Here is an 18,256-nt window from a genome sequence, read left to right as displayed (position 1 = left end):
GTAGGCGCATGCAGCCCACCGCCGGCCCGACGAACTCCCTGCTCGACGTGGCCGGTCTCGGGGTCGGTCACCACCAGCGGGTCGGCGACGGGTGGCTCAGCGGCACCACGGTGGTTCGCTGCCCCGCCGAGGGTGCCGTCGCCGGGGCCGACGTCCGCGGTGGCGCGCCCGGCACCCGGGAGACCGACCTGCTCGACCCGCGCAACCTCGTGGAGCGGGTGCACGCCCTCGTGCTCTCGGGAGGGTCGGCGTTCGGCCTGGCCGCCGCCGACGGGGTCATGCGCGAGCTCTACGTCCAGGGCCGGGGCTTCCCCATGGGCGGACCGGGCGACGTGGTGCCGATCGTGCCGGCCGCCGTGTGCTTCGACCTGGGGCGGGGCGGCGACTTCGGGGCCTTCCCGGACGCCGGGTTCGGGGTCGCCGCGCTCGCCGCGGCGGACGGCGGCGGGGCCGAGCCGGCGCTGCAGGGGAGCGTCGGCGCGGGCACGGGCGCCCAGGTCGGTGGGCTGCGGGGCGGGGTGGGCACCGCGAGCGGTGTGCTGCCGGACGGCACCACGGTCGCCGCCCTCGTGGTCGTCAACGCCGTGGGCTCCGCGGTCGACCTGGCCACCGGTGAGCTGTGGGGTGCCCGGCACCTGGTGGCCGAGGACCTCACCGGCCTGGGTCACTGGCCCGAAGGCCGGTGGCCGCAGCGACCCCGACCCGAGGAGCTGCGGGCGGCGCGCTCGGCCGCGGAGGAGGCCAACGCCACCAGCTCGGTGCCGCGGTCGCTGGCCACCACCATCGGCGTGGTGGCGACCGACGCCGCGCTCGACCCGGCGCAGTGCGCCCGGCTCGCGACCAGCGGGCACGACGGCATGGCCCGCGCGGTCAACCCGATCCACACGATGTTCGACGGCGACAGCCTCTTCGGCCTCGCGACCTGCGCCCGGGACGCCCCGGACCAGGCGGGCGTCCACGCGATGCTGCACACCTCGGGGGAGGTCGTGACCCGGGCCATGGTCCGGGCCGTGCTCGCGGCGCAGACCGTCACCACCCCGGCCGGCACGTGGCGCAGCTACCTCGACGCCTTCCCCTCCGCCGCCCGCCCCCCGACCGCACCGGACGCGCGGTAGGACCGGACCGGACACACGCTGACACGACGTAGACTCGCCCGGCGTGGCACTGCATACCTCTGCGCCGGCCGAGACCGGCCGCGACATCGTCCTCACCCTGTCCTGCCCCGACCGTCGGGGCGTGGTGCACGCGGTGTCGGGGGCGATGCTCGAGCACGACCTGACCATCACCGAGAGCCAGCAGTTCGCCGACCCGAGCACGGGGGAGTTCCACCTGCGGATGGAGGCGACCCGCGAGGGCTCGCCGGTCGACATCGACACCCTCCGTGCGGGCCTGTCCGAGGTGGCCGACGGGCTCGGCGGGCAGTGGCAGGCGCACGACCGCGCCCAGCCCCACCGCCTGCTGGTCATGGTCAGCAAGATGGGGCACTGCCTCAACGACCTGCTCTTCCGCACGCGCACCGGGCAGCTGCCGGTCACCATCCCGGCCATCGTGTCCAACCACGAAGACTTCCGTGCCCTCGCGGAGTGGCACGACATCCCGTTCCACCACCTGCCCGTCACGCCCGAGACCAAGGCTGACGCCGAGGCCAGCCTCCGCGAGCTCGTGGAGAGCCACGACGTCGACACGATCGCCCTCGCGCGCTACATGCAGGTGCTCTCACCCGCGATGTGCGCGGACTACTCGGGTCGCATCATCAACATCCACCACTCGCTGCTGCCCAGCTTCAAGGGTGCCAAGCCCTACACCCAGGCGCACGACCGCGGGGTCAAGGTCATCGGCGCGACCGCGCACTACGTCACGGCCGACCTGGACGAGGGCCCGATCATCGAGCAGGACTTCCGGCGGGTGGACCACCGGCTGACCCCGGCCCAGCTCGCCCAGCAGGGGCAGGAGGTCGAGGCGACCGCCTTCTCGCGGGCCATCCGCTGGCACGCCGAGCACCGTGTCGTCCTGCGCTCGGGCCGCACCATCGTCTTCTCCTGACCCGAAGGGGCTGCCGGCACCCCCATGCCACCCGCGGGTATGTCGTTGCTCACCCGGGCGGGGTGAACCGCCCGTCGATCGCGGTCCAGCCGCCGTCGACCATCACCTGGCTGCCGGTGACGAAGCTCGCCGCGTCCGAGGCCAGCCACGCCACGGCCCCGACCATCTCCTCGGGCCGCGCCCAGCGACCCAGGGCCGACTTCTCGGCATACGCCCGGTCCCAGTCCGCGTCGTCGCGGATCTGCTGCGTCAGTGGCGTCGCCACCACCCCCGGCGCGACCGCGTTGATGCGCACCCCGGCCGGCCCCAGCTCAGCCGCCCACGTGCGCACCAGCTGCGTCACACCGGCCTTGGTCGCGGCATACACCCCCTGCCCCGGTTCGACGGTGACCGCGCGGATCGAGGTCAGCGCGACGATGGACCCGCGCCCGCGCTCGACCATGCCCGGCGCGAAGGCGCGCACCGCGTCAAAGGTCCCCCGCAGGTTGAGGTCCACGACGCGGGCGAACTCCTCGGCCGTGTAGTCCAGCAGCCGCTTGCGGACGTTCATCGCGGCGGTGAGCACCAGCACGTCGACGTCGCCTAACTGCGCGGCGCAGCTCACGAGGGCGCTGGTGTCCAGCACGTCGACGGGGTATGCCGTTCCTCCCGGCGCGCGCTCCAGCGCCGCCTGCGCGACACCTCTGTCCCGGTCGAGGCAGCTCACCCGCGCCCCCTGGGCGGCCAGGCCGGCGACGATCTCGGCGCCGATCCCGCCGCACCCGACGACCGCGGCGTGCCGGCCGTCCAGGCGGAACATCTGTGCGTAGTCCAGGCTCATGACCCGATCCTGCCAGCAACCATGTGCGGCGCTCGGTGGGGCTGAGGGCAACCATGTGCGGCGCTCGGTGGGGTTGGGGGGCTGGGGGGGGGAGAGGTCAGGGCTCCCGCAGCAGCTCCGCCCCGCGCTCGCGCAGCTCGACCTTGCGCACCTTGCCGGTGACCGTCATGGGGAACTCCTCGACGACCTGCACGTGGCGCGGGATCTTGTAGCGGGCGAGCGAGCCGGAGCAGAACTCCCGGACGGCCTCGACGGTGAGCGGTGCGGCTCCCTCCCGCAGCCGCAGGAAGGCCATGAGCTCCTCGCCGTAGCGCTCGTCGGGCACCCCCACGACCTGGGCGTCGAGCACGTCCGGGTGGGCGTAGAGGACCTCCTCGACCTCCCGGGGAGAGATGTTCTCCCCGCCCCGGATGACCAGGTCCTTGATGCGGCCGGTGATCTCGACATACCCCTCGTCGTCCATCACCCCGAGGTCACCGGTCGCCATCCACCCGTCCCGGAGCACCTCGGCGGTCCGCTCCGGGTCCTCCCAGTAGCCGAGCATCACCGAGTAGCCCTTCGTGCAGAACTCCCCGGCCACACCCCGGGGCAGCACCTCGCGCGTCGTGGGGTCGACGATCTGGATCTCGAGGTGCGGCCCCACCCGGCCGACGGTGCCGACCTTCTTGTCGAAGGGGTCGTCCGGAGCCGTCTGCGTGGACACCGGCGAGGTCTCGGTCATCCCGTAGCAGATGGTCATCTCTTCGACGCCCGCCTCGATGAGCGCGCTCATGACCGACGCCGGGCACGGCGACCCGGCCATGATCCCGGTGCGGACCGAGGACAGGTCCGCGGTCGTGAGCTCGTCGTCGGCGTCCAGGAGCTCCAGCATGGCGATGAACATCGTCGGCACGCCGTAGAGCGAGGTGCACTGCTCGTCCCGCACCGCCCGCAGGGTCGCGCCGGGGTCGAACCCCGGCCCCGGGATGACCGCGCAGGCACCGTGCGTGGTCGCCGCGAGCGTGCCCATGACCATGCCGAAGCAGTGGTAGAAGGGCACGGGTATGCAGATGACGTCACCCTCGGTGTAGCGGCATCCCTCCCCGACGAGGTAGCCGTTGTTGAGGATGTTGCGGTGGGAGAGCGTCGCGCCCTTGGGGAAGCCGGTGGTGCCGGAGGTGTACTGGATGTTGATCGGCTGGTCCGGGGTGAGCGTCGCCTGCAGCTCGGCGAGGCGTCCGGGGCTGACCTGGTGCGCCCCGGCGAGCACCTCGTCCCACCCCTCGTCACCGATGACCAGCACCTGGGCCAGGTCGGGGCACTCGTCCTGGACGTGCTCGACCATCTCGGGGTAGGCGCGGCCCCGGAACTCCTGCGCGACGACGACCGTACGGGTCCCCGACTGGCGCAGCACGTAGGCCAGCTCGCGCTCGCTGTAGGCCGGGTTGATGGTGACCAGGATGGCCCCGACCTTGGCGGTCGCCAGCTGCACCAGGGTCCACTCGGCGCAGTTCGGTGCCCAGATGCCCACCCGGTCGCCGGTGCGCACCCCGGAGGCGACCAGGGCACGGGCGATGAGGTTGACGTCGAGGACGAGCTCGGCATACGTCCAGCGGCGCCCCGTGGAGACCTCGACCAGCGCCTCCCGGTCGGGGTGCCGGTGGGCGGTCTCGTCGAGGTTGTCCCCGATGGTCTGTTCGAGCAGCGGCGGTTCGCCGACCCCGGTGGTGTGCGCCAGCGCCTGTGCCATCCCCCCATCCTGCCGTGCGTGCGGGACGGGCACCAGGGGTAGGGCTGGCCTAGAGTCGCTCCCATGACGACCCCTCCCGACCTCGCCCGCGACGCCCGGATCCGGGAGCTCTCCCGGGCTCACGTCATGACCTCCTGGTCGGCCCAGCGGGCCATCGACCCGGTGCCGCTGGCCGGGGGCGAGGGCGCCTACTTCTGGGACCACCAGGGCCGGCGCTTCCTGGACTTCTCCTCCCAGCTGGTCAACGTCAACATCGGCTACCAGCACCCGCGCCTGTCGGCCGCCATCGCGGAGGCGGCCGGGCGGCTGACCACGGTCGCTCCGGCGTTCGCGGAGGAGAGCCGTGCCGAGGCCGCGGCCCTCATCTCGGGGCTGGCGCCGGAGGGCATGAGCAAGGTCTTCTTCACGAACGGCGGGGCCGAGGCCAACGAGAACGCGCTGCGCATGGCCCGGGCGCACACCGGCAGGCACAAGATCCTGGCGTCCTACCGCAGCTACCACGGGGGCACGGCCGGGGCGATCACCCTGACCGGCGAGGCCCGGCGATGGGGTGGCGAGCCCGGCATCCCGGGCGTCGTGCACTTCTGGGGCCCGCACCTCTTCCGCAGCGAGTTCCACGCCACGACGCAGGAGGAGGAGAGCGAGCGCGCCCTGCTGCACCTGCGGCATACCCTCGAGGCCGAGGGGCCGGGCCAGGTCGCCGCGATCATCCTCGAGACGGTGGTCGGGTCGAACGGCATCCTCGTGCCGCCGCCGGGCTACCTGCCCGGGGTGCGGGCGCTGTGCGACGAGTTCGGCATCCTGCTCATCCTCGACGAGGTGATGGCCGGCTTCGGACGGACCGGGGCCTGGTTCGCCCTCGACCACTTCGGGGTGCGGCCCGACCTCATCACCTTCGCCAAGGGGGTCAACTCCGGGTATGTCCCGCTCGGCGGGGTGGTCATCGACGACCGGGTCGCGGCGACCTTCGACGAGCGCCCCTTCCCGGGCGGGCTGACCTACTCCGGTCATGCCCTCGCCACCGCCTCGGCCGTCGCCGCGATCACGATCATGCGCGAGGAGGGGATCGTCGAGCACGCTGCGCAGGTGGGGGAGCGCAGCCTTGGGCCGGCGGCGACGGCGCTCCTGGGCACGACCCCGCTGGTGGGCGATGTGCGCGGGCTCGGCGTGTTCTGGGTCGTCGAGCTCGTCGCCGACCACGCCTCGCGCGAACCGGCCTCTGCTGACATGATGAAAGCGGTGCAAGCCGGTTGTCTGGAGCGGGGGATGTGGCCCCTCATCGTGGCCAACCGCGTGCACCTGGTGCCGCCGTGCGTGATCACCGACGAGGACGCCTCCCGTGGCGTGGCGATCCTCGCCGACGTACTGGCGGGCGTGACGCCGTGACCGCTCAAGCAGGAAGCAGGCGATATGAGCGACCCTTCCCGTCTCGTGGAGGTCCGCGTCAGCGTGCCCTCGATGGAGTCCGCCCGGCACATCGGTGAGGAGCTCGTCGCCCGGCGGGCCGCTGCCTGCGTGCAGGTGCTGGGGCCGATGACCTCGATCTACAGCTGGAGCGGGGAGGTGCACGAGAGCACCGAGTGGTTGCTGCTGGCCAAGACGTCACGGGAGGCCTTCGGCCGGCTCTGCGAGATCGTGCGTTCGCTGCACCCCTACGAGGTGCCCGAGATCATGGCGGTACCCGTCGTGGAGGTCCTGGAGAGCTATGCCGGATGGGTGACCCACCACCTGCGGGGCTCTGGGACCGAGCAGCCCCGGGGGCCGGGCTTCTGAGTCCGGTGCGTGGAGCGGGCGACGAGAATCGAACTCGCGTATTCAGCTTGGGAAGCTGATGTTCTACCATTGAACTACGCCCGCGCGGCCTCGGATCGAGGCAACAGTCATGATAACCACCCCGGGTGTCCACGGCCAAAGTCACCCCCCGGCTAGGGTGTCGTCGTGCTGCTCTCCGACCGCGACATCCTCGCCTCGATCGACTCCGGGCGGGTCCGGCTGGACCCGTGGGACCCGACGATGGTCCAGCCCTCCAGCGTCGACATCCGGCTGGACCGCTACTTCCGGCTCTTCGACAACCACAAGTACCCCGTCATCGACCCGGCGCAGGAGCAGCCGGACCTGACCCGTCTCGTCGAGGTCGAGCCGGGGGAGAGCTTCGTGCTGCACCCGGGTGAGTTCGTGCTCGGGTCCACCTACGAGCAGGTCAGCCTGCCGGACGACATCGCAGCGCGCGTCGAGGGCAAGTCCTCGCTGGGGCGGCTGGGCCTGCTCACGCACGCGACGGCGGGCTTCGTCGACCCGGGCTTCACCGGACACGTGACCCTGGAGCTGTCCAACGTGGCGACCCTGCCCATCGTGCTGCACCCGGGGATGAAGATCGGGCAGCTCTGCTTCTTCCGGCTCAGCTCGGCCTCGCAGCACCCCTACGGCAGCTCGCAGAAGGGCAGCCACTACCAGGGTCAGCGCGGGCCCACCGCCAGCCGGTCCTGGTCGAACTTCTCCCGCAGCGACGTCACCCGCTGAGGCGCGCGGCGGCATACCGCGCGATGCCGTGACGCGGGCCCCCCGCGCGAGCGGCGCGGGCCTGCCGCGGGCGGCGCGGACCTACCGGGCGTCCGGTGCAGGGTCCTCGGTGCGGGCGTCGTCGGCGGGGGCGGGCTCCGCGCGGCGGACGGCGGCCAGCAGCATCTGCGCGACGTCGACGACCTCGACCTCCTCGCGGGCGCCCTCGGCCTGCTTCTGGGTGAGGCCGTCGGAGAGCATGACCCGGCAGAAGGGGCAGCCGATCGCGATGCGGTCGGCGCCGGTGGCCAGCGCCTCCTCGGTGCGGTTGAGGTTGATGCGGGTCCCGAGCTTCTCCTCCATCCACATCCGGGCGCCGCCGGCGCCGCAGCAGAAGGACTTCTCCCCGTGCCGGGGCATCTCGGTGAGCTGGACCCCCGGCAGCGCGCCGATGAGCTCGCGCGGCGGGGCGTAGACCTGGTTGTGCCGGCCGAGGTAGCACGGGTCGTGGTAGGTCACCGACCCCGCGGTCGAGGCCGCCCCCGCCGTGTCCGCGGCGTCCGGCCGGGAGACCGGGGCGAGGCGCTTCTCGCGCACCAGCCGGTTGAGCAGCTGGGTGTGGTGCACGACCTCGAACTGCCCGCCGACCTGGGGGTACTCGTTCTTCAGCGTGTTGAAGCAGTGGGCGCAGGTCACGACGATCTTGGTCGCGCCCACCTCGCCCAGGACCTCGACGTTCTGCATCGCGAGCATCTGGAAGAGGAACTCGTTGCCGCTGCGCCGGGCCGGGTCGCCGGTGCAGCTCTCGCCGTCGCCGAGCACCGCGAAGCTCACCCCGGCGGTGTGCAGCAGCTCGGCCACCGCGCGGGTCGTCTTCTTGGCCCGGTCCTCGAACGCACCGGCGCACCCGACCCAGAAGAGGTAGTCCATCTCCGCCAGGTTCTCGAGGTCCTGGCCCACGACGGGGATGTCGAAGTCGAGGTCCTTGGCCCAGTCCATCCGCAGCCGGGCGTTCATCCCCCAGGGGTTGCCCTTGTTCTCGAGGTTCTTGAACAGCCCGCCCAGCTCGGAGGGGAAGGCCGACTCGATGAGGTTCTGGTAGCGCCGCATGTCCACGATCGCGTCGACGTGCTCGATGTCGACGGGACACTGCTCGACGCAGGCGCCGCACGTCGTGCAGGACCACAGGACGTCCGGGTCGATGACGCCACCGCCGTCGGGCACCGTGGGGTCGCCCTCGGTCTCGCCGACCAGCGGGCGCTGCGCCGCGATGACCGCCGTCGTGGGGATGCCGTGCAGCTGCTCGGGCAGGCCCTCGGCCCCCGGCCCACCGGCCGACTCCAGCGCCTGGGCGGCGGCCTGCCGGTGCTCCTCGCCCGCCTGGAGCCACGGGGCCACGGCGTGGTGCTGGTCGCGCAGGTTCTTGACCAGCATCTTGGGCGAGAGCGGCTTGTCGGTGTGCCAGGCCGGGCACTGCTCCTGGCAACGTCCGCACTCGGTGCAGGTGGAGAAGTCGAGCAGGCCCTTCCAGGTGAAGTCCTCGACCGTGCCGACGCCGAGCGCGGCGTCCTCGTCCAGGTCCTCGATGTTCTCGAAGTCGACCGGCTCGCCCCCGACCTTGATCGGCTGCACCGCGCCGAGGGACGTCGCGCCCCCGGGGTGGCGCCGGAACCAGATGTTGAAGAAGGCGAGGAAGCGGTGCCAGGCCACCCCCATCGTGGGGGTGCGCGCGATGATGATCATCCACGTCATCGAGACGAGGATCTTCAGCAGCGCCACCCCGATGATCCAGCCCTCGAGGGTGGCGGCCGACGCCCCGACCAGGGGCGCACCGAGCCAGGCCGTGAACGGGAAGTGCAGGGCGGTCGCCCACTCCTCCCCGGTGGCCCGACCCAGGGCGTACTCCAGCGCGCGCAGCGCGACGATGCAGACGCCGACCCCGAGGATGACGAGCTCCACGACGTAGGCCTGCCAGAACGTCGACCCCCAGAAGCGGGACCGGCGACCCAGGGTGCGGGGATGCTCGCGCTGGCGCACGACGACGAGGCCGATGATGCCCACGACGGCACCCCAGCCGAACAGCTCGGTCAGCCACTCGTAGGGCCAGAAGTGGCCGATGAGCGGCAGGACGAAGTGCGGGTCGAGGAGCTGGCCGTAGGCGGTGACCAGGGTGAGGAAGAGCAGGCCGAAGGAGACCATGACCACCCAGTGCGCCACGGCGACCCAGCGCTTGCGCGCCATCCTGGTATGCCCCAGCACCTCGCGCAGCAGCGTCGAGGTGCGCAGGCCGGGGGCGTCGGTGCGGGCCTCGGGCTGACCGAGACGGAACTGGGCGACGAAGCCGGCGACCGTGCGGACGAAGAGGGCGACCGCGGCCAGGGTGACCAGGCCCGCGACGACGATGGCGAGGACCTGCAGCGCTGCGAAGGACATGGGGGCAGCGTAGTCGTCGCCGCCGACAGGACGCAGCGCGCCGGAGCCCCCGACGCGACGTCATACCTGGAATAACGGGGTGTTGCATGATGTATAACCTGCTGAGAGCAGCATGCTGCTGACCCTGCGACGAAAGGCTCCCACCGTGCGCGTCCACGACGACATCACCCAGGCCATCGGCGGCACCCCGCTGGTGCGCCTCAACCGCCTGACCGAGGGCATCGCCGACGGTGCCCAGGTCCTGCTCAAGATGGAGTCGCAGAACCCCGCCGCCTCGGTCAAGGACCGCATCGGCGCGTCGATCATCGACGCGGCGGTCGAGGCCGGCGAGCTGAAGCCGGGCGGCACCATCGTCGAGGGCACCTCCGGCAACACCGGCATCGCCCTGGCCATGGTGGGGGCCGCGCGTGGCTACAAGGTCGTCCTCGCCATGCCCGAGACGATGAGCATGGAGCGCCGCGCGCTGCTGCGCGCCTACGGCGCCGAGCTCGTGCTCACGCCCGGGCCGGAGGGGATGAAGGGCGCCGTGGGCAAGGCCGAGGAGATCGCCGAGGAGCGCGGCGCGGTCCGGGCCCGGCAGTTCGCCAACCCGGCCAACATCAAGGTGCACTACGAGACGACCGGTCCGGAGATCTGGGCGGACACCGACGGCCAGGTCGACGTCTTCGTCGCCGGCGTCGGCACCGGTGGCACCATCACCGGCGCCGGGCGATACCTGCGCGAGCAGAAGCCCGACGTCGGCCTGGTGGTCGTCGAGCCCGCCGACAGCCCCATCCTCACCGGGGGCCAGCCCGGTCCGCACAAGATCCAGGGCCTGGGCGCCAACTTCGTCCCCGAGATCCTCGACACCGAGCTCTACGACGAGGTCATCGACGTCGCCCTCGACGACTCCCTGCGCACCGCCCGCTCCCTGGCCACCGAGGAGGGTGTCCTCGCGGGCATCTCCTCCGGCGCCAACGTGTGGGGTGCGCTGCAGGTGGCCCGGCGTCCGGAGAGCTCGGGCAAGACGATCGTGGTCGTCATCCCCTCCTTCGGCGAGCGCTACCTCTCGACCGTCCTCTTCGAGGACCTGCGGGACTGACCGTGCCAGCCTGGCTGATGCGGGGGACGCGGCGCGGCACGGACGTCGTGCGTCGCGCGAGGAGCGCGATCCGGGAGGACCTGGACGCGGCGCTCGAGCGGGACCCGGCGACCAGCAGCCGGCTCGAGATGGCGCTGGCCTCGCCGGGGCTGCACGCGCTGTGGGCGCACCGGGCGAGCCACGCCCTGTGGGTCTCCGGGGTGCGGTTGCCGGCCCGGCTGCTGTCGCAGGCCGCACGAGCCGCGACCGGGGTGGAGATCCACCCCGGCGCCACCATCGGTCGGCGCTTCTTCGTCGACCACGGCATGGGGGTCGTCATCGGAGAGACGGCGCAGATCGGTGACGACGTCATGCTCTACCACGCGGTGACCCTCGGCGGGCGGTCCCTGGACCCCACCGTCAAGCGCCACCCCACCCTCGGTGACGGCGTCACGGTGGGCGCCGGGGCCAAGATCCTCGGCGACATCACCGTCGGGCACGGCGCCCAGGTGGGTGCCAACGCCGTGGTCACCAAGGACGTCCCCGCGATGGCGGTCGCCACCGGCATCCCCGCCACCGTGCGCCGTCCGGATCCCGGCCGGGACCCGCAGGAGGCGCTCTACGACGAGCCCGCGCTGTGGATCTAGCGCTGCTGGCGGCATACCGGGTGACCGCGGCACCGCCGTCCCCGGTATGACGAAGGCCCACCCCCGGTGCGGGGGTGGGCCTTCGTCATGCACGGGGGTGGGTCAGGGGAGCTTCTCCCCGCCCGGGCCGAACCCGGTGGCGTCGATCGTCGCGTCACCGTCGGCGTCGAGGCTGCCGGTGGCGTTCTCGTAGGTGCCGTCCTGGTCGGTGCTCTCGTGCCCCGTGACCTTGGACTTGACGCCGTCGGCGGTGACCTTGGCCTGCTCGCTGACCTTCTGGCCGAGCTCGGGGGCCTTGGCCTTGACCTGCTCCACGGTCTCCTGGACCTTGGGGTTGCCCCAGGCCTTGCTGGCCTGGTCGGCGATCTGGTCGTAGCGCTCGCGGCCGGCGCGGGCGCCGAGGACGTAGCCGGCGGCGGCGCCGACCAGCAGCAACAGCTTGTTGCGCATGTTGACTCCTTCTCGTAGGTCTGCGTTCGCCCCGACCTTATCGCGCAGTCGGCGGGACGTCCGCCGGGATCGCCTGCTGCCGGGGAGGACATGCGCGGAGGGTGTGGGATTCGAACCCACGGAGGTTTCCCTCGGGCGCTTTCAAGGCGCCTGCACTCGGCCACTATGCGAACCCTCCAGGCCTCGGACGGCCCGCGTGCGGACCGCGCCTGGCGTGCTGCCCATCATCGCACGGCCCTCGGATGTCACTATCCGGCGCTGTGGCTGATAGCGTGGTGTCTTGGTTGGCGTTGTATCTTCTCGCGAGTGAGCTGGGGGGTTCACCACCACCACCGTCCGCGCCCTGCGGTCGGTTGCACATGCACAGCACATCAGAAAGAAGATCGCCAATGGCACAGGGAACCGTGAAGTGGTTCAACGCGGAGAAGGGCTTCGGCTTCATCGCTCAGGATGGCGGTGGCCCCGACGTGTTCGTCCACTACTCGGCCATCGAGACCAACGGCTACCGGACGCTCGAGGAGGCCCAGCGGGTCGAGTTCGACGTCACGCAGAGCCCCAAGGGGCCGCAGGCGGACGCCGTTCGCCCCGTCTGAGGTAGGCCGTACCACAACCTTCCGCGAAGGCCCCCGTCACCCTCGAGGTGGCGGGGGCCTTCGCCGTACCCGGGGGGGGCTCAGTCGCAGACGGCGCCGACGTCCTCGAGCTCGTCGCTGGGCTCCTCGGTCGTCGTCGGGGTGTCCGGCGCGGGCGGCGCGGTGGTCTGCGCGGCGTCGTCACTCGCCGTGGGGGCCTCGCTCGGCTCGTCGGCCGGGAGCTCCGGCGCCGGGTTGAGCGCCTCGTAGACGCGGGCGCGGATCTGGGAGTAGTTCGGGTCGACGGTGTCGATGTTGGCGCCGGTGAACGGCAGGCTGCGCATCGTGCCGTCCTGGACCTGCAGCACCAGGCCGGCCCACTCGTCGAGGTCCTCCTGCGGCAGGTCGGTGAGGACGTTGTCGCCCACCGCGCCGATGATCTGGGGGTAGCGCTGCAGCATGGTCATGGGGTTGACCTGGTCGACGACGGCCGCCACCATGCACCGCTGGCGCCGCATGCGGGAGAAGTCGTCGGTCGTCACCCGGGAGCGGGAGTAGGCCAGGGCCTGGGGCCCGTCCAGCCGCTGCGGCCCCGGCTCCAGCCACTCGTAGTCGGAGGTGGGGTCCAGCTGCAGGGTGCCGTTGGCGTCCGTGTAGGTGGAGCCTCCGATCGGGATGCGCTCCTGCACGTTGACGAGCACGCCCCCCATCGCGTCGACGAGGTCGGCGAAGCCGCGCATGTTGACGATGACGGTGTGGTGGATGGGTATGCCGAGGATCCCGGAGAGCACCTCGCGCGTCGCGGTCTGACCCGGGTTGGGGTCGTCGGCGTACCACTCCGGGTGCTCCTGCGCGGTGAGCTCCGCCTCGGTCCAGATGCTGTTCATCAGGCACTGGTCACCGCAGTCGTAGACCGGGCCGTAGACCTCGTGCAGCGGGTTGTCGCGGGGGAGGGGGACGTTCTGGAGGTTGCGCGGGACCGAGAAGAGCACGCTGTCGCCGGTCCGGGTGTCGATGCTGGCGACGATCATGGTGTCCGTGCGGGTGCCCTCCCGGGCCTCGGCGGCGTCCGAGCCCAGCAGCAGGACGTTGACCCGGGGCAGGTCCTTCCACGGGTCGTCCGGGTCGTCGCCGACGACCGAGGTGGGGGTCGCGCCGCTGCTCCCGCCCCCGCCGACCGTGCCCCCACCGGCCTCGAAGACCTTGTCCACCGCGTCGACGTGGGCGGAGATGTAGCGGACCCCGAACACGGCGGGAGCGGTCACCGCCAGGCAGAGCACCGCCGTCACGGCGGACAGGGCCGCCCGCTGGCCCCGCGAGGGGCGCCGAGGTGCCGCGGCGAGCGCGGTGAGGGCGATGGCCGCGACCCACACCAGCGTGCCCAGCACGAGGACCACCGCGATGGTCCGCAGCCGCCCGGTGTCGGCGGCCGTCTGCAGAGCCGTGGTCGTCAGCCCGTTGGTGAGGGCGTAGGCGGCGATGGCGACCAGGGCGAGCGCGGCCAGCCCCAGGATGACGAGCCCCAGGCGTCGCCGCGACGTGCCCAGGAGCCCGGCCCCCGGGACGACCGCGCTGAGCGTGGTCAGCCCTGCCGCCCGACCGACCCCCCCGCCCTGCTCCGACTGCTCGGCGCTCGACCGCGACCGTGGCACGGGTGCGTCGGACCCGGGGTCGGACGAGCCACGGGAGTCAGTCATGCCGGAGGTGCCTTTCGGGTCGAGGACGAACCATACTCTCCCCCCGGACCCTGGTGCCCGGCTGGGAAGGAGGGGTTTGGTCGCGCCCAGCATGCCAGGTAACCTGATCCACGCCGTGGAGGTGTCGCCTAGTCTGGTCTATGGCGCCCGCCTGCTAAGCGGGTTTCGGGTTTATAGCTCGATCGAGGGTTCAAATCCCTCCACCTCCGCCCAGGTCGCCGCGAGCGACGAAGAACCCCCGAGCCCGGGTGCTCGGGGGTTCTTGCGTGTGTGCGGCCTGCTCAGGACACGTCCGGCGCGTCCTGCTCGGGGTCGTTGGGGTCGTGGCCCTCCTGGGTCGAGCCGTCCGCGTCGTCGGTCTCCTCGGCGTCCTCCGGATCCGGATCCCCCTCGGTCTCCTTGGACTCCTGCGCCTGGGCGGCCTCGTCCGATCCCGCGTCGCGCTCCTGCCGGGCGAGGGCGTCGACCGTCTCCTCGATGTCGTGCTCTCCCGGCGGGAGCGGCTCGTCGGCCAGCATGGGCTGGCTGCCCTCGGGGCGGGGCTCGGAGCCCGGGATGATGCTCATGGGTGCGTGACCTCCTGCAGTCGTTGCTCGAGGATGGCCAGCTCGTCCTCCATGGCCGCCGGGAGCGACCCGGGGCTGAAGGCGGCGAACCACTCCCTGATCAAGGGAAGCTCAGCCTCCCACTCGGCGGCGTCGAACTCCAGCGCTGCCGCCACGTCCTGCGGCGTGAGGTCCAGGCCGGAGACGTCCAGGTCCTCGGGCAGGGGCTGGTAGCCGATCGGGGACTCCTGCGCCTCGACCTCCCCCTCGAGCCGTTGGATCATCCACGTCAGGACCCGGGAGTTCTCGCCGAAGCCGGGCCACAGGAACGAGCCCTCGGCGTCCCGGCGGAACCAGTTGACGAGGAAGATCTGCGGCAGCCTCGAGGCGTCCGCCTGCTTGCCGACCGCCAGCCAGTGGTCGAGGTAGTCACCGGCGTTGTAGCCGATGAAGGGCAGCATCGCCATGGGGTCGCGGCGGACGACCCCGACCGCACCCTTGGCGGCGGCGGTGGTCTCCGAGGACAGGGTGGCTCCGAGGAAGGTGCCGTGCTGCCAGTCGCGTGCCTGGGTGACCAGCGGCACCGTCGTCCGGCGGCGTCCGCCGAAGAGGATGGCCGAGATCGGCACCCCCTCGGGGCGGTGGTACTCCGGAGCCAGCGTGGGGACCTGGGTGATCGGGGTGCAGAAGCGGCTGTTCGGGTGGGCGGCCGGGCGCTCGCTCCCGGGGGACCAGGCCTGGCCGTGCCAGTCGGTCAGCTCGGGCGGCTCCTCCTCCGTCAGGTCCTCCCACCACACGCCGCCCTGCGGGGTGCGCGCGACGTTGGTGAAGATCGAGTTGCCGGCCCGGATCGTCTCCATCGCCACCGGGTTGGTGCGGGCGTTGGTGCCGGGGGCCACACCGAACAACCCGAACTCGGGGTTCACGGCATACAGCCGGCCGTCCTCGCCGAAGCGCATCCAGGCGATGTCGTCCCCCACGAGCTCGGCGGTCCACCCGGGCACGGTCGGGCGGATCATGGCCAGGTTCGTCTTGCCGCAGGCCGAGGGGAAGGCGCCGGCGACGTAGTGCACGGCCCCCTCCGGCCCGGTGAGCTTGAGGATGAGCATGTGCTCGGCCATCCAGCCCTCGTCGCGGGCGATGGCGGAGGCGATGCGCAGGGCGTAGCACTTCTTGCCCAGCAGCGCGTTCCCGCCGTACCCCGAGCCGTAGGACCAGATCGCCCGCTCCTCGGGGAAGTGCACGATGTACTTGTCCTCGTTGCAGGGCCAGGGCACGTCCTGCTCGCCGGGCTGCAGCGGGGCCCCGAGCGAGTGCAGGCCCCGGACGAAGGGGGCCTGGAGCTCCTCCATGCGCTGCAGCACCGGGGCGCCGACCCGCGCCATGATGCGCATGGACGCGACGACGTAGGGGCTGTCGGTCAGCTCGACCCCGAACTTCGGGTCCGGGGCGTCGAGGTGTCCCATGACGAAGGGGATGACGTAGAGGGTCCGGCCGGTCATGGCGCCGGCGAACCGGGGCCACAGCTCGTCCTTCATCCGCTGCGGCGCCACCCAGTTGTTGGTGTGTCCGGCGTCCTGCTCCTCCACCGAGCAGATGAAGGTGCGGTCCTCCACCCGGGCGACGTCGTCGGGGTCCGACAGCGCGAGGTAGGAGTGCGGGATCTCGTCCTCGGCGAGCGGGCTCGCGGTGCCCGAGGCCACGAGGATCTGCTCGACCGTGCGCCCCTCCTCGGCGGACCCGTCCACCCAGACGACCCGGTCGGGCAGGGTGTGGGCGGCCACCTCCCTCACCCAGGCGTCCAGCTCGGCGTGGCGGGTGCCACCGGTCGTGGTCATCTCGGGCATGGCCGTCCTTCCTGGCGTCGCTGCCAGTCGCGAGTCCCCGGGGCAGCGTCGCCCCGGTGCGACCACGGTAGCGCCGACAGCCGCCCTCCGGGCGTGGTCCGCGGATGCTGACGGTGCGGCGTCGGTCACAGTGGCGACGTGGCACGACATACCCCTGGGGGTATGTATCCTGGTCCCGTGATCTTCCTCGTCGCCGCACTCGCCGTCCTCGTGGGGCTCTCGCTCGGCCTGCTCGGGGGCGGCGGGTCGATCCTCACGGTGCCCCTCCTGGTCTACGTCGCGGGCATGGAGGCCAAGGAGGCGATCGCGACGTCGCTGCTCGTGGTCGGGGTCACCAGTGCTGTGGCCACCGCCGCCCACGCCCGGGCCGGGCGGGTGCAGTGGCGCACCGGGCTGATCTTCGGCGGGTTCGCCATGGTCGGTGCCTACCTCGGCGGGCGGGTCGCCGCGTTCCTGCCGGGCACGCTGCTGCTCCTCGCCTTCGCCCTCATGATGCTCGCCACCGCCTGGGCCATGCTCCGCCGGTCCGGCCCCGAGCCGGCCCGGGCGCACGACACGCTGCCGTGGGCGCTGGTCGTCGGCGAGGGTCTGGTCGTGGGGTTCGTCACCGGCATCGTGGGCGCCGGCGGCGGCTTCCTCGTCGTCCCGGCGCTGGTCCTCCTCGGGGGGCTGCCGATGCCGGTGGCCGTGGGCACCTCGCTCGTGGTCATCGCCATGAAGTCCGGGGCGGGGCTCGCGGGCTACCTGTCCTCGGTGAGCATCGACTGGGCGACGGCGGGCGTCGTCACGGTGGCCGCCGTGGCCGGGGCGCTCCTCGGCGGGCGGCTGGTGTCCCGGGTCCACCCGGACCGGTTGCGGGTGGCCTTCGGGTGGTTCGTGCTCGTCATGGGGGTGTTCGTGCTGGGGCAGGAGCTGCTGGCGCTGGTATGACGTGAGCGGGGAGCGGCGGGCGCGATGAGGAGGGGGGAGCGGGGGGAGCGGGGGGAGCGATTAGGAGGCGTGAGCGCCGATCCGTTAGAGTTGTTGATCGCCAGCGCCCGTAGCTCAACGGATAGAGCATCTGACTACGGATCAGAAGGTTAGGGGTTCGAATCCCTTCGGGCGCGCTCTGGTTGAGACAGATGACGACGGCCCCCACCGGATGCGGTGGGGGCCGTCGTCATGGGGGCGGGAGGCCGCGGAGCGTCAGCTGCTGCTGGACGGTGGCGGGTGCCCCTCGGAGGCCTGCACGACGACGACGCCCGACCCGGTGAGCGCGAGCTGGTAGGCCTCGCCGGAGCCGCGGCCCACGACGGCGCCCAGCCGGGCCGTCTTGCGGACCGAGGAGCGCAGGCCGCCGGACCACAGGACGGCCGACTGCATGTCGACGAAGGTCGGGGCGTCGACCTGCAGGACGACCGGGTCGCCGTGAGCCAGCACGGCGATCATCCCCGAGCCGCTGAAGGTCGTGTTGAACAGACCACCACTGAGCATGGAGGCGCCCTCCACGCGGTTGATGTCCCACCGCAGACTGCTCTCGAACGCGAGGACGTTCTTGCCGTTCACGGTGACCTGCTCGTCCTCGAGCTCGAGCACGAAGATCTCGTCGGCGTCCTTGGCGAGGAACACGTCCCCGCTGCCGGAGACCTTCATGAGCGACATGCCCTCGCCGGTGAAGGCCTTCTTGAAGAGCTTGGCGGCCCCGCCCGCGCCCTCGTAGGCGAAGTCGACGTCGCCCTGGTAGGCGACCATGGATCCCTGCATGGCGTAGAAGAACCCGCCCGTGCCGGCGAGGTCGACCTTGAGCATCCGGGGGTTCTGCAGGGTGAACCGCCCCGGCTCGCCGTGACGTTCGGCCTGCTCCAGCAGCTGTCCTCGCATGGCGAGATGCTACCGGCCCCGGACCGCGGGTTGCACCCCTGTCGCCCGGCCTCC

At 71.9% G+C, this 18,256-nt stretch carries 17 protein-coding genes and 4 tRNA genes; 11 read left to right on the top strand and 10 right to left on the bottom strand.

The genetic code is table 11. The features are described from left to right. Positions 1-8: 8 nt before the first annotated feature. The gene (locus tag Q0795_RS03875; protein ID WP_298886723.1) at positions 9-1,115 is read left to right on the top strand and encodes a P1 family peptidase; all 1,107 of its coding nucleotides are present in this window, start codon (positions 9-11) and stop codon (positions 1,113-1,115) included. Between the two features lie 43 nt (positions 1,116-1,158). After that, complete coding sequence (gene purU, locus Q0795_RS03870) at positions 1,159-2,043, top strand: formyltetrahydrofolate deformylase (RefSeq protein WP_298886721.1); 885 nt, start codon at positions 1,159-1,161, stop codon at positions 2,041-2,043. A 49-nt stretch (positions 2,044-2,092) separates the two neighbouring features. Here purU and Q0795_RS03865 read toward each other — a convergent pair whose 3' ends face one another. Then, on the bottom strand, positions 2,093-2,863 hold the full coding sequence (locus Q0795_RS03865; RefSeq protein WP_298886719.1) for an SDR family NAD(P)-dependent oxidoreductase: 771 nt from the start codon (positions 2,861-2,863) through the stop codon (positions 2,093-2,095). Positions 2,864-2,960: 97 nt separating this feature from the next. Then, a complete protein-coding gene (locus Q0795_RS03860; protein ID WP_298886716.1) occupies positions 2,961-4,592 on the bottom strand; it encodes an AMP-binding protein in 1,632 nt (543 codons plus the stop codon). Between the two features lie 63 nt (positions 4,593-4,655). On the opposite strand from Q0795_RS03860, the gene Q0795_RS03855 reads away from it, so the two are divergent. Further along, positions 4,656-5,978 (top strand): aminotransferase class III-fold pyridoxal phosphate-dependent enzyme, encoded by a 1,323-nt coding sequence (locus tag Q0795_RS03855; protein ID WP_298886714.1) that lies wholly within the window; start codon positions 4,656-4,658, stop codon positions 5,976-5,978. A gap of 24 nt (positions 5,979-6,002) precedes the next feature. After that, a complete protein-coding gene (gene cutA, locus Q0795_RS03850) occupies positions 6,003-6,365 on the top strand; it encodes a divalent-cation tolerance protein CutA (RefSeq protein WP_298886712.1) in 363 nt (120 codons plus the stop codon). A gap of 10 nt (positions 6,366-6,375) precedes the next feature. On the opposite strand, the gene Q0795_RS03845 is transcribed toward cutA, so the two are convergent. Next, positions 6,376-6,449: transfer RNA gene (locus Q0795_RS03845), tRNA-Gly, on the bottom strand. 81 nt (positions 6,450-6,530) lie between these two features. Between Q0795_RS03845 and dcd the strand changes: the two genes are divergently transcribed. Next, positions 6,531-7,112, top strand: a complete 582-nt coding sequence (dcd, locus tag Q0795_RS03840; RefSeq protein WP_298886709.1) for a dCTP deaminase — start codon at positions 6,531-6,533, stop codon at positions 7,110-7,112. Positions 7,113-7,193: 81 nt separating this feature from the next. Here dcd and Q0795_RS03835 read toward each other — a convergent pair whose 3' ends face one another. Continuing rightward, positions 7,194-9,524 carry a (Fe-S)-binding protein gene (locus Q0795_RS03835; RefSeq protein ID WP_298886706.1) on the bottom strand — a complete coding sequence of 777 codons (2,331 nt, stop codon included), beginning with the start codon at positions 9,522-9,524 and terminating at the stop codon, positions 7,194-7,196. Positions 9,525-9,669: 145 nt separating this feature from the next. Between Q0795_RS03835 and cysK the strand changes: the two genes are divergently transcribed. Continuing rightward, on the top strand, positions 9,670-10,605 hold the full coding sequence (gene cysK / locus Q0795_RS03830) for a cysteine synthase A (RefSeq protein WP_298886704.1): 936 nt from the start codon (positions 9,670-9,672) through the stop codon (positions 10,603-10,605). A 17-nt stretch (positions 10,606-10,622) separates the two neighbouring features. Beyond that, positions 10,623-11,231, top strand: a complete 609-nt coding sequence (gene epsC, locus Q0795_RS03825) for a serine O-acetyltransferase EpsC (RefSeq protein WP_298886701.1) — start codon at positions 10,623-10,625, stop codon at positions 11,229-11,231. A 102-nt stretch (positions 11,232-11,333) separates the two neighbouring features. Here epsC and Q0795_RS03820 read toward each other — a convergent pair whose 3' ends face one another. Next, positions 11,334-11,681, bottom strand: coding sequence for a YtxH domain-containing protein (locus tag Q0795_RS03820; RefSeq protein WP_298886698.1), 348 nt, complete (start codon positions 11,679-11,681; stop codon positions 11,334-11,336). Positions 11,682-11,776: 95 nt separating this feature from the next. Next, a tRNA-Ser gene (locus tag Q0795_RS03815) sits at positions 11,777-11,859 on the bottom strand. A gap of 211 nt (positions 11,860-12,070) precedes the next feature. On the opposite strand from Q0795_RS03815, the gene Q0795_RS03810 reads away from it, so the two are divergent. Further along, entirely contained in the window at positions 12,071-12,274 is a 204-nt protein-coding gene (locus Q0795_RS03810; RefSeq protein ID WP_022926015.1) for a cold-shock protein, read from the top strand. Positions 12,275-12,354: 80 nt separating this feature from the next. Here the strand turns inward: Q0795_RS03810 and Q0795_RS03805 are convergent, their stop codons facing one another. Continuing rightward, entirely contained in the window at positions 12,355-13,950 is a 1,596-nt protein-coding gene (locus Q0795_RS03805) for an LCP family protein (protein WP_298886696.1), read from the bottom strand. A 117-nt stretch (positions 13,951-14,067) separates the two neighbouring features. Here Q0795_RS03805 and Q0795_RS03800 point away from each other — a divergent pair. Next, positions 14,068-14,159, top strand: a tRNA-Ser gene (locus tag Q0795_RS03800). Positions 14,160-14,231: 72 nt separating this feature from the next. Here Q0795_RS03800 and Q0795_RS03795 read toward each other — a convergent pair. Together Q0795_RS03795 and Q0795_RS03790 are read right to left on the bottom strand one after the other, a co-directional pair. After that, positions 14,232-14,516, bottom strand: a complete 285-nt coding sequence (locus Q0795_RS03795; RefSeq protein ID WP_298886693.1) for a hypothetical protein — start codon at positions 14,514-14,516, stop codon at positions 14,232-14,234. Then, on the bottom strand, positions 14,513-16,342 hold the full coding sequence (locus Q0795_RS03790) for a phosphoenolpyruvate carboxykinase (GTP) (RefSeq protein WP_298886691.1): 1,830 nt from the start codon (positions 16,340-16,342) through the stop codon (positions 14,513-14,515). The genes Q0795_RS03795 and Q0795_RS03790 overlap by 4 nt, the downstream gene beginning before the upstream one ends. A gap of 177 nt (positions 16,343-16,519) precedes the next feature. On the opposite strand from Q0795_RS03790, the gene Q0795_RS03785 reads away from it, so the two are divergent. Both Q0795_RS03785 and Q0795_RS03780 read left to right on the top strand, forming a co-directional pair. Then, the gene (locus Q0795_RS03785) at positions 16,520-17,272 is read left to right on the top strand and encodes a sulfite exporter TauE/SafE family protein (protein WP_298886688.1); all 753 of its coding nucleotides are present in this window, start codon (positions 16,520-16,522) and stop codon (positions 17,270-17,272) included. A gap of 103 nt (positions 17,273-17,375) precedes the next feature. Next, positions 17,376-17,448, top strand: a tRNA-Arg gene (locus Q0795_RS03780). Between the two features lie 79 nt (positions 17,449-17,527). On the opposite strand, the gene Q0795_RS03775 is transcribed toward Q0795_RS03780, so the two are convergent. After that, complete coding sequence (locus Q0795_RS03775; protein ID WP_298886685.1) at positions 17,528-18,202, bottom strand: AIM24 family protein; 675 nt, start codon at positions 18,200-18,202, stop codon at positions 17,528-17,530. Positions 18,203-18,256 lie beyond the last annotated feature (54 nt).

This window comes from uncultured Serinicoccus sp. (assembly GCF_947487915.1).
Classification (GTDB): domain Bacteria; phylum Actinomycetota; class Actinomycetes; order Actinomycetales; family Dermatophilaceae; genus Ornithinicoccus.
Note: the sequence above shows the minus strand (reverse complement) of the source record. Positions and strands in the feature narration are given on the sequence as shown.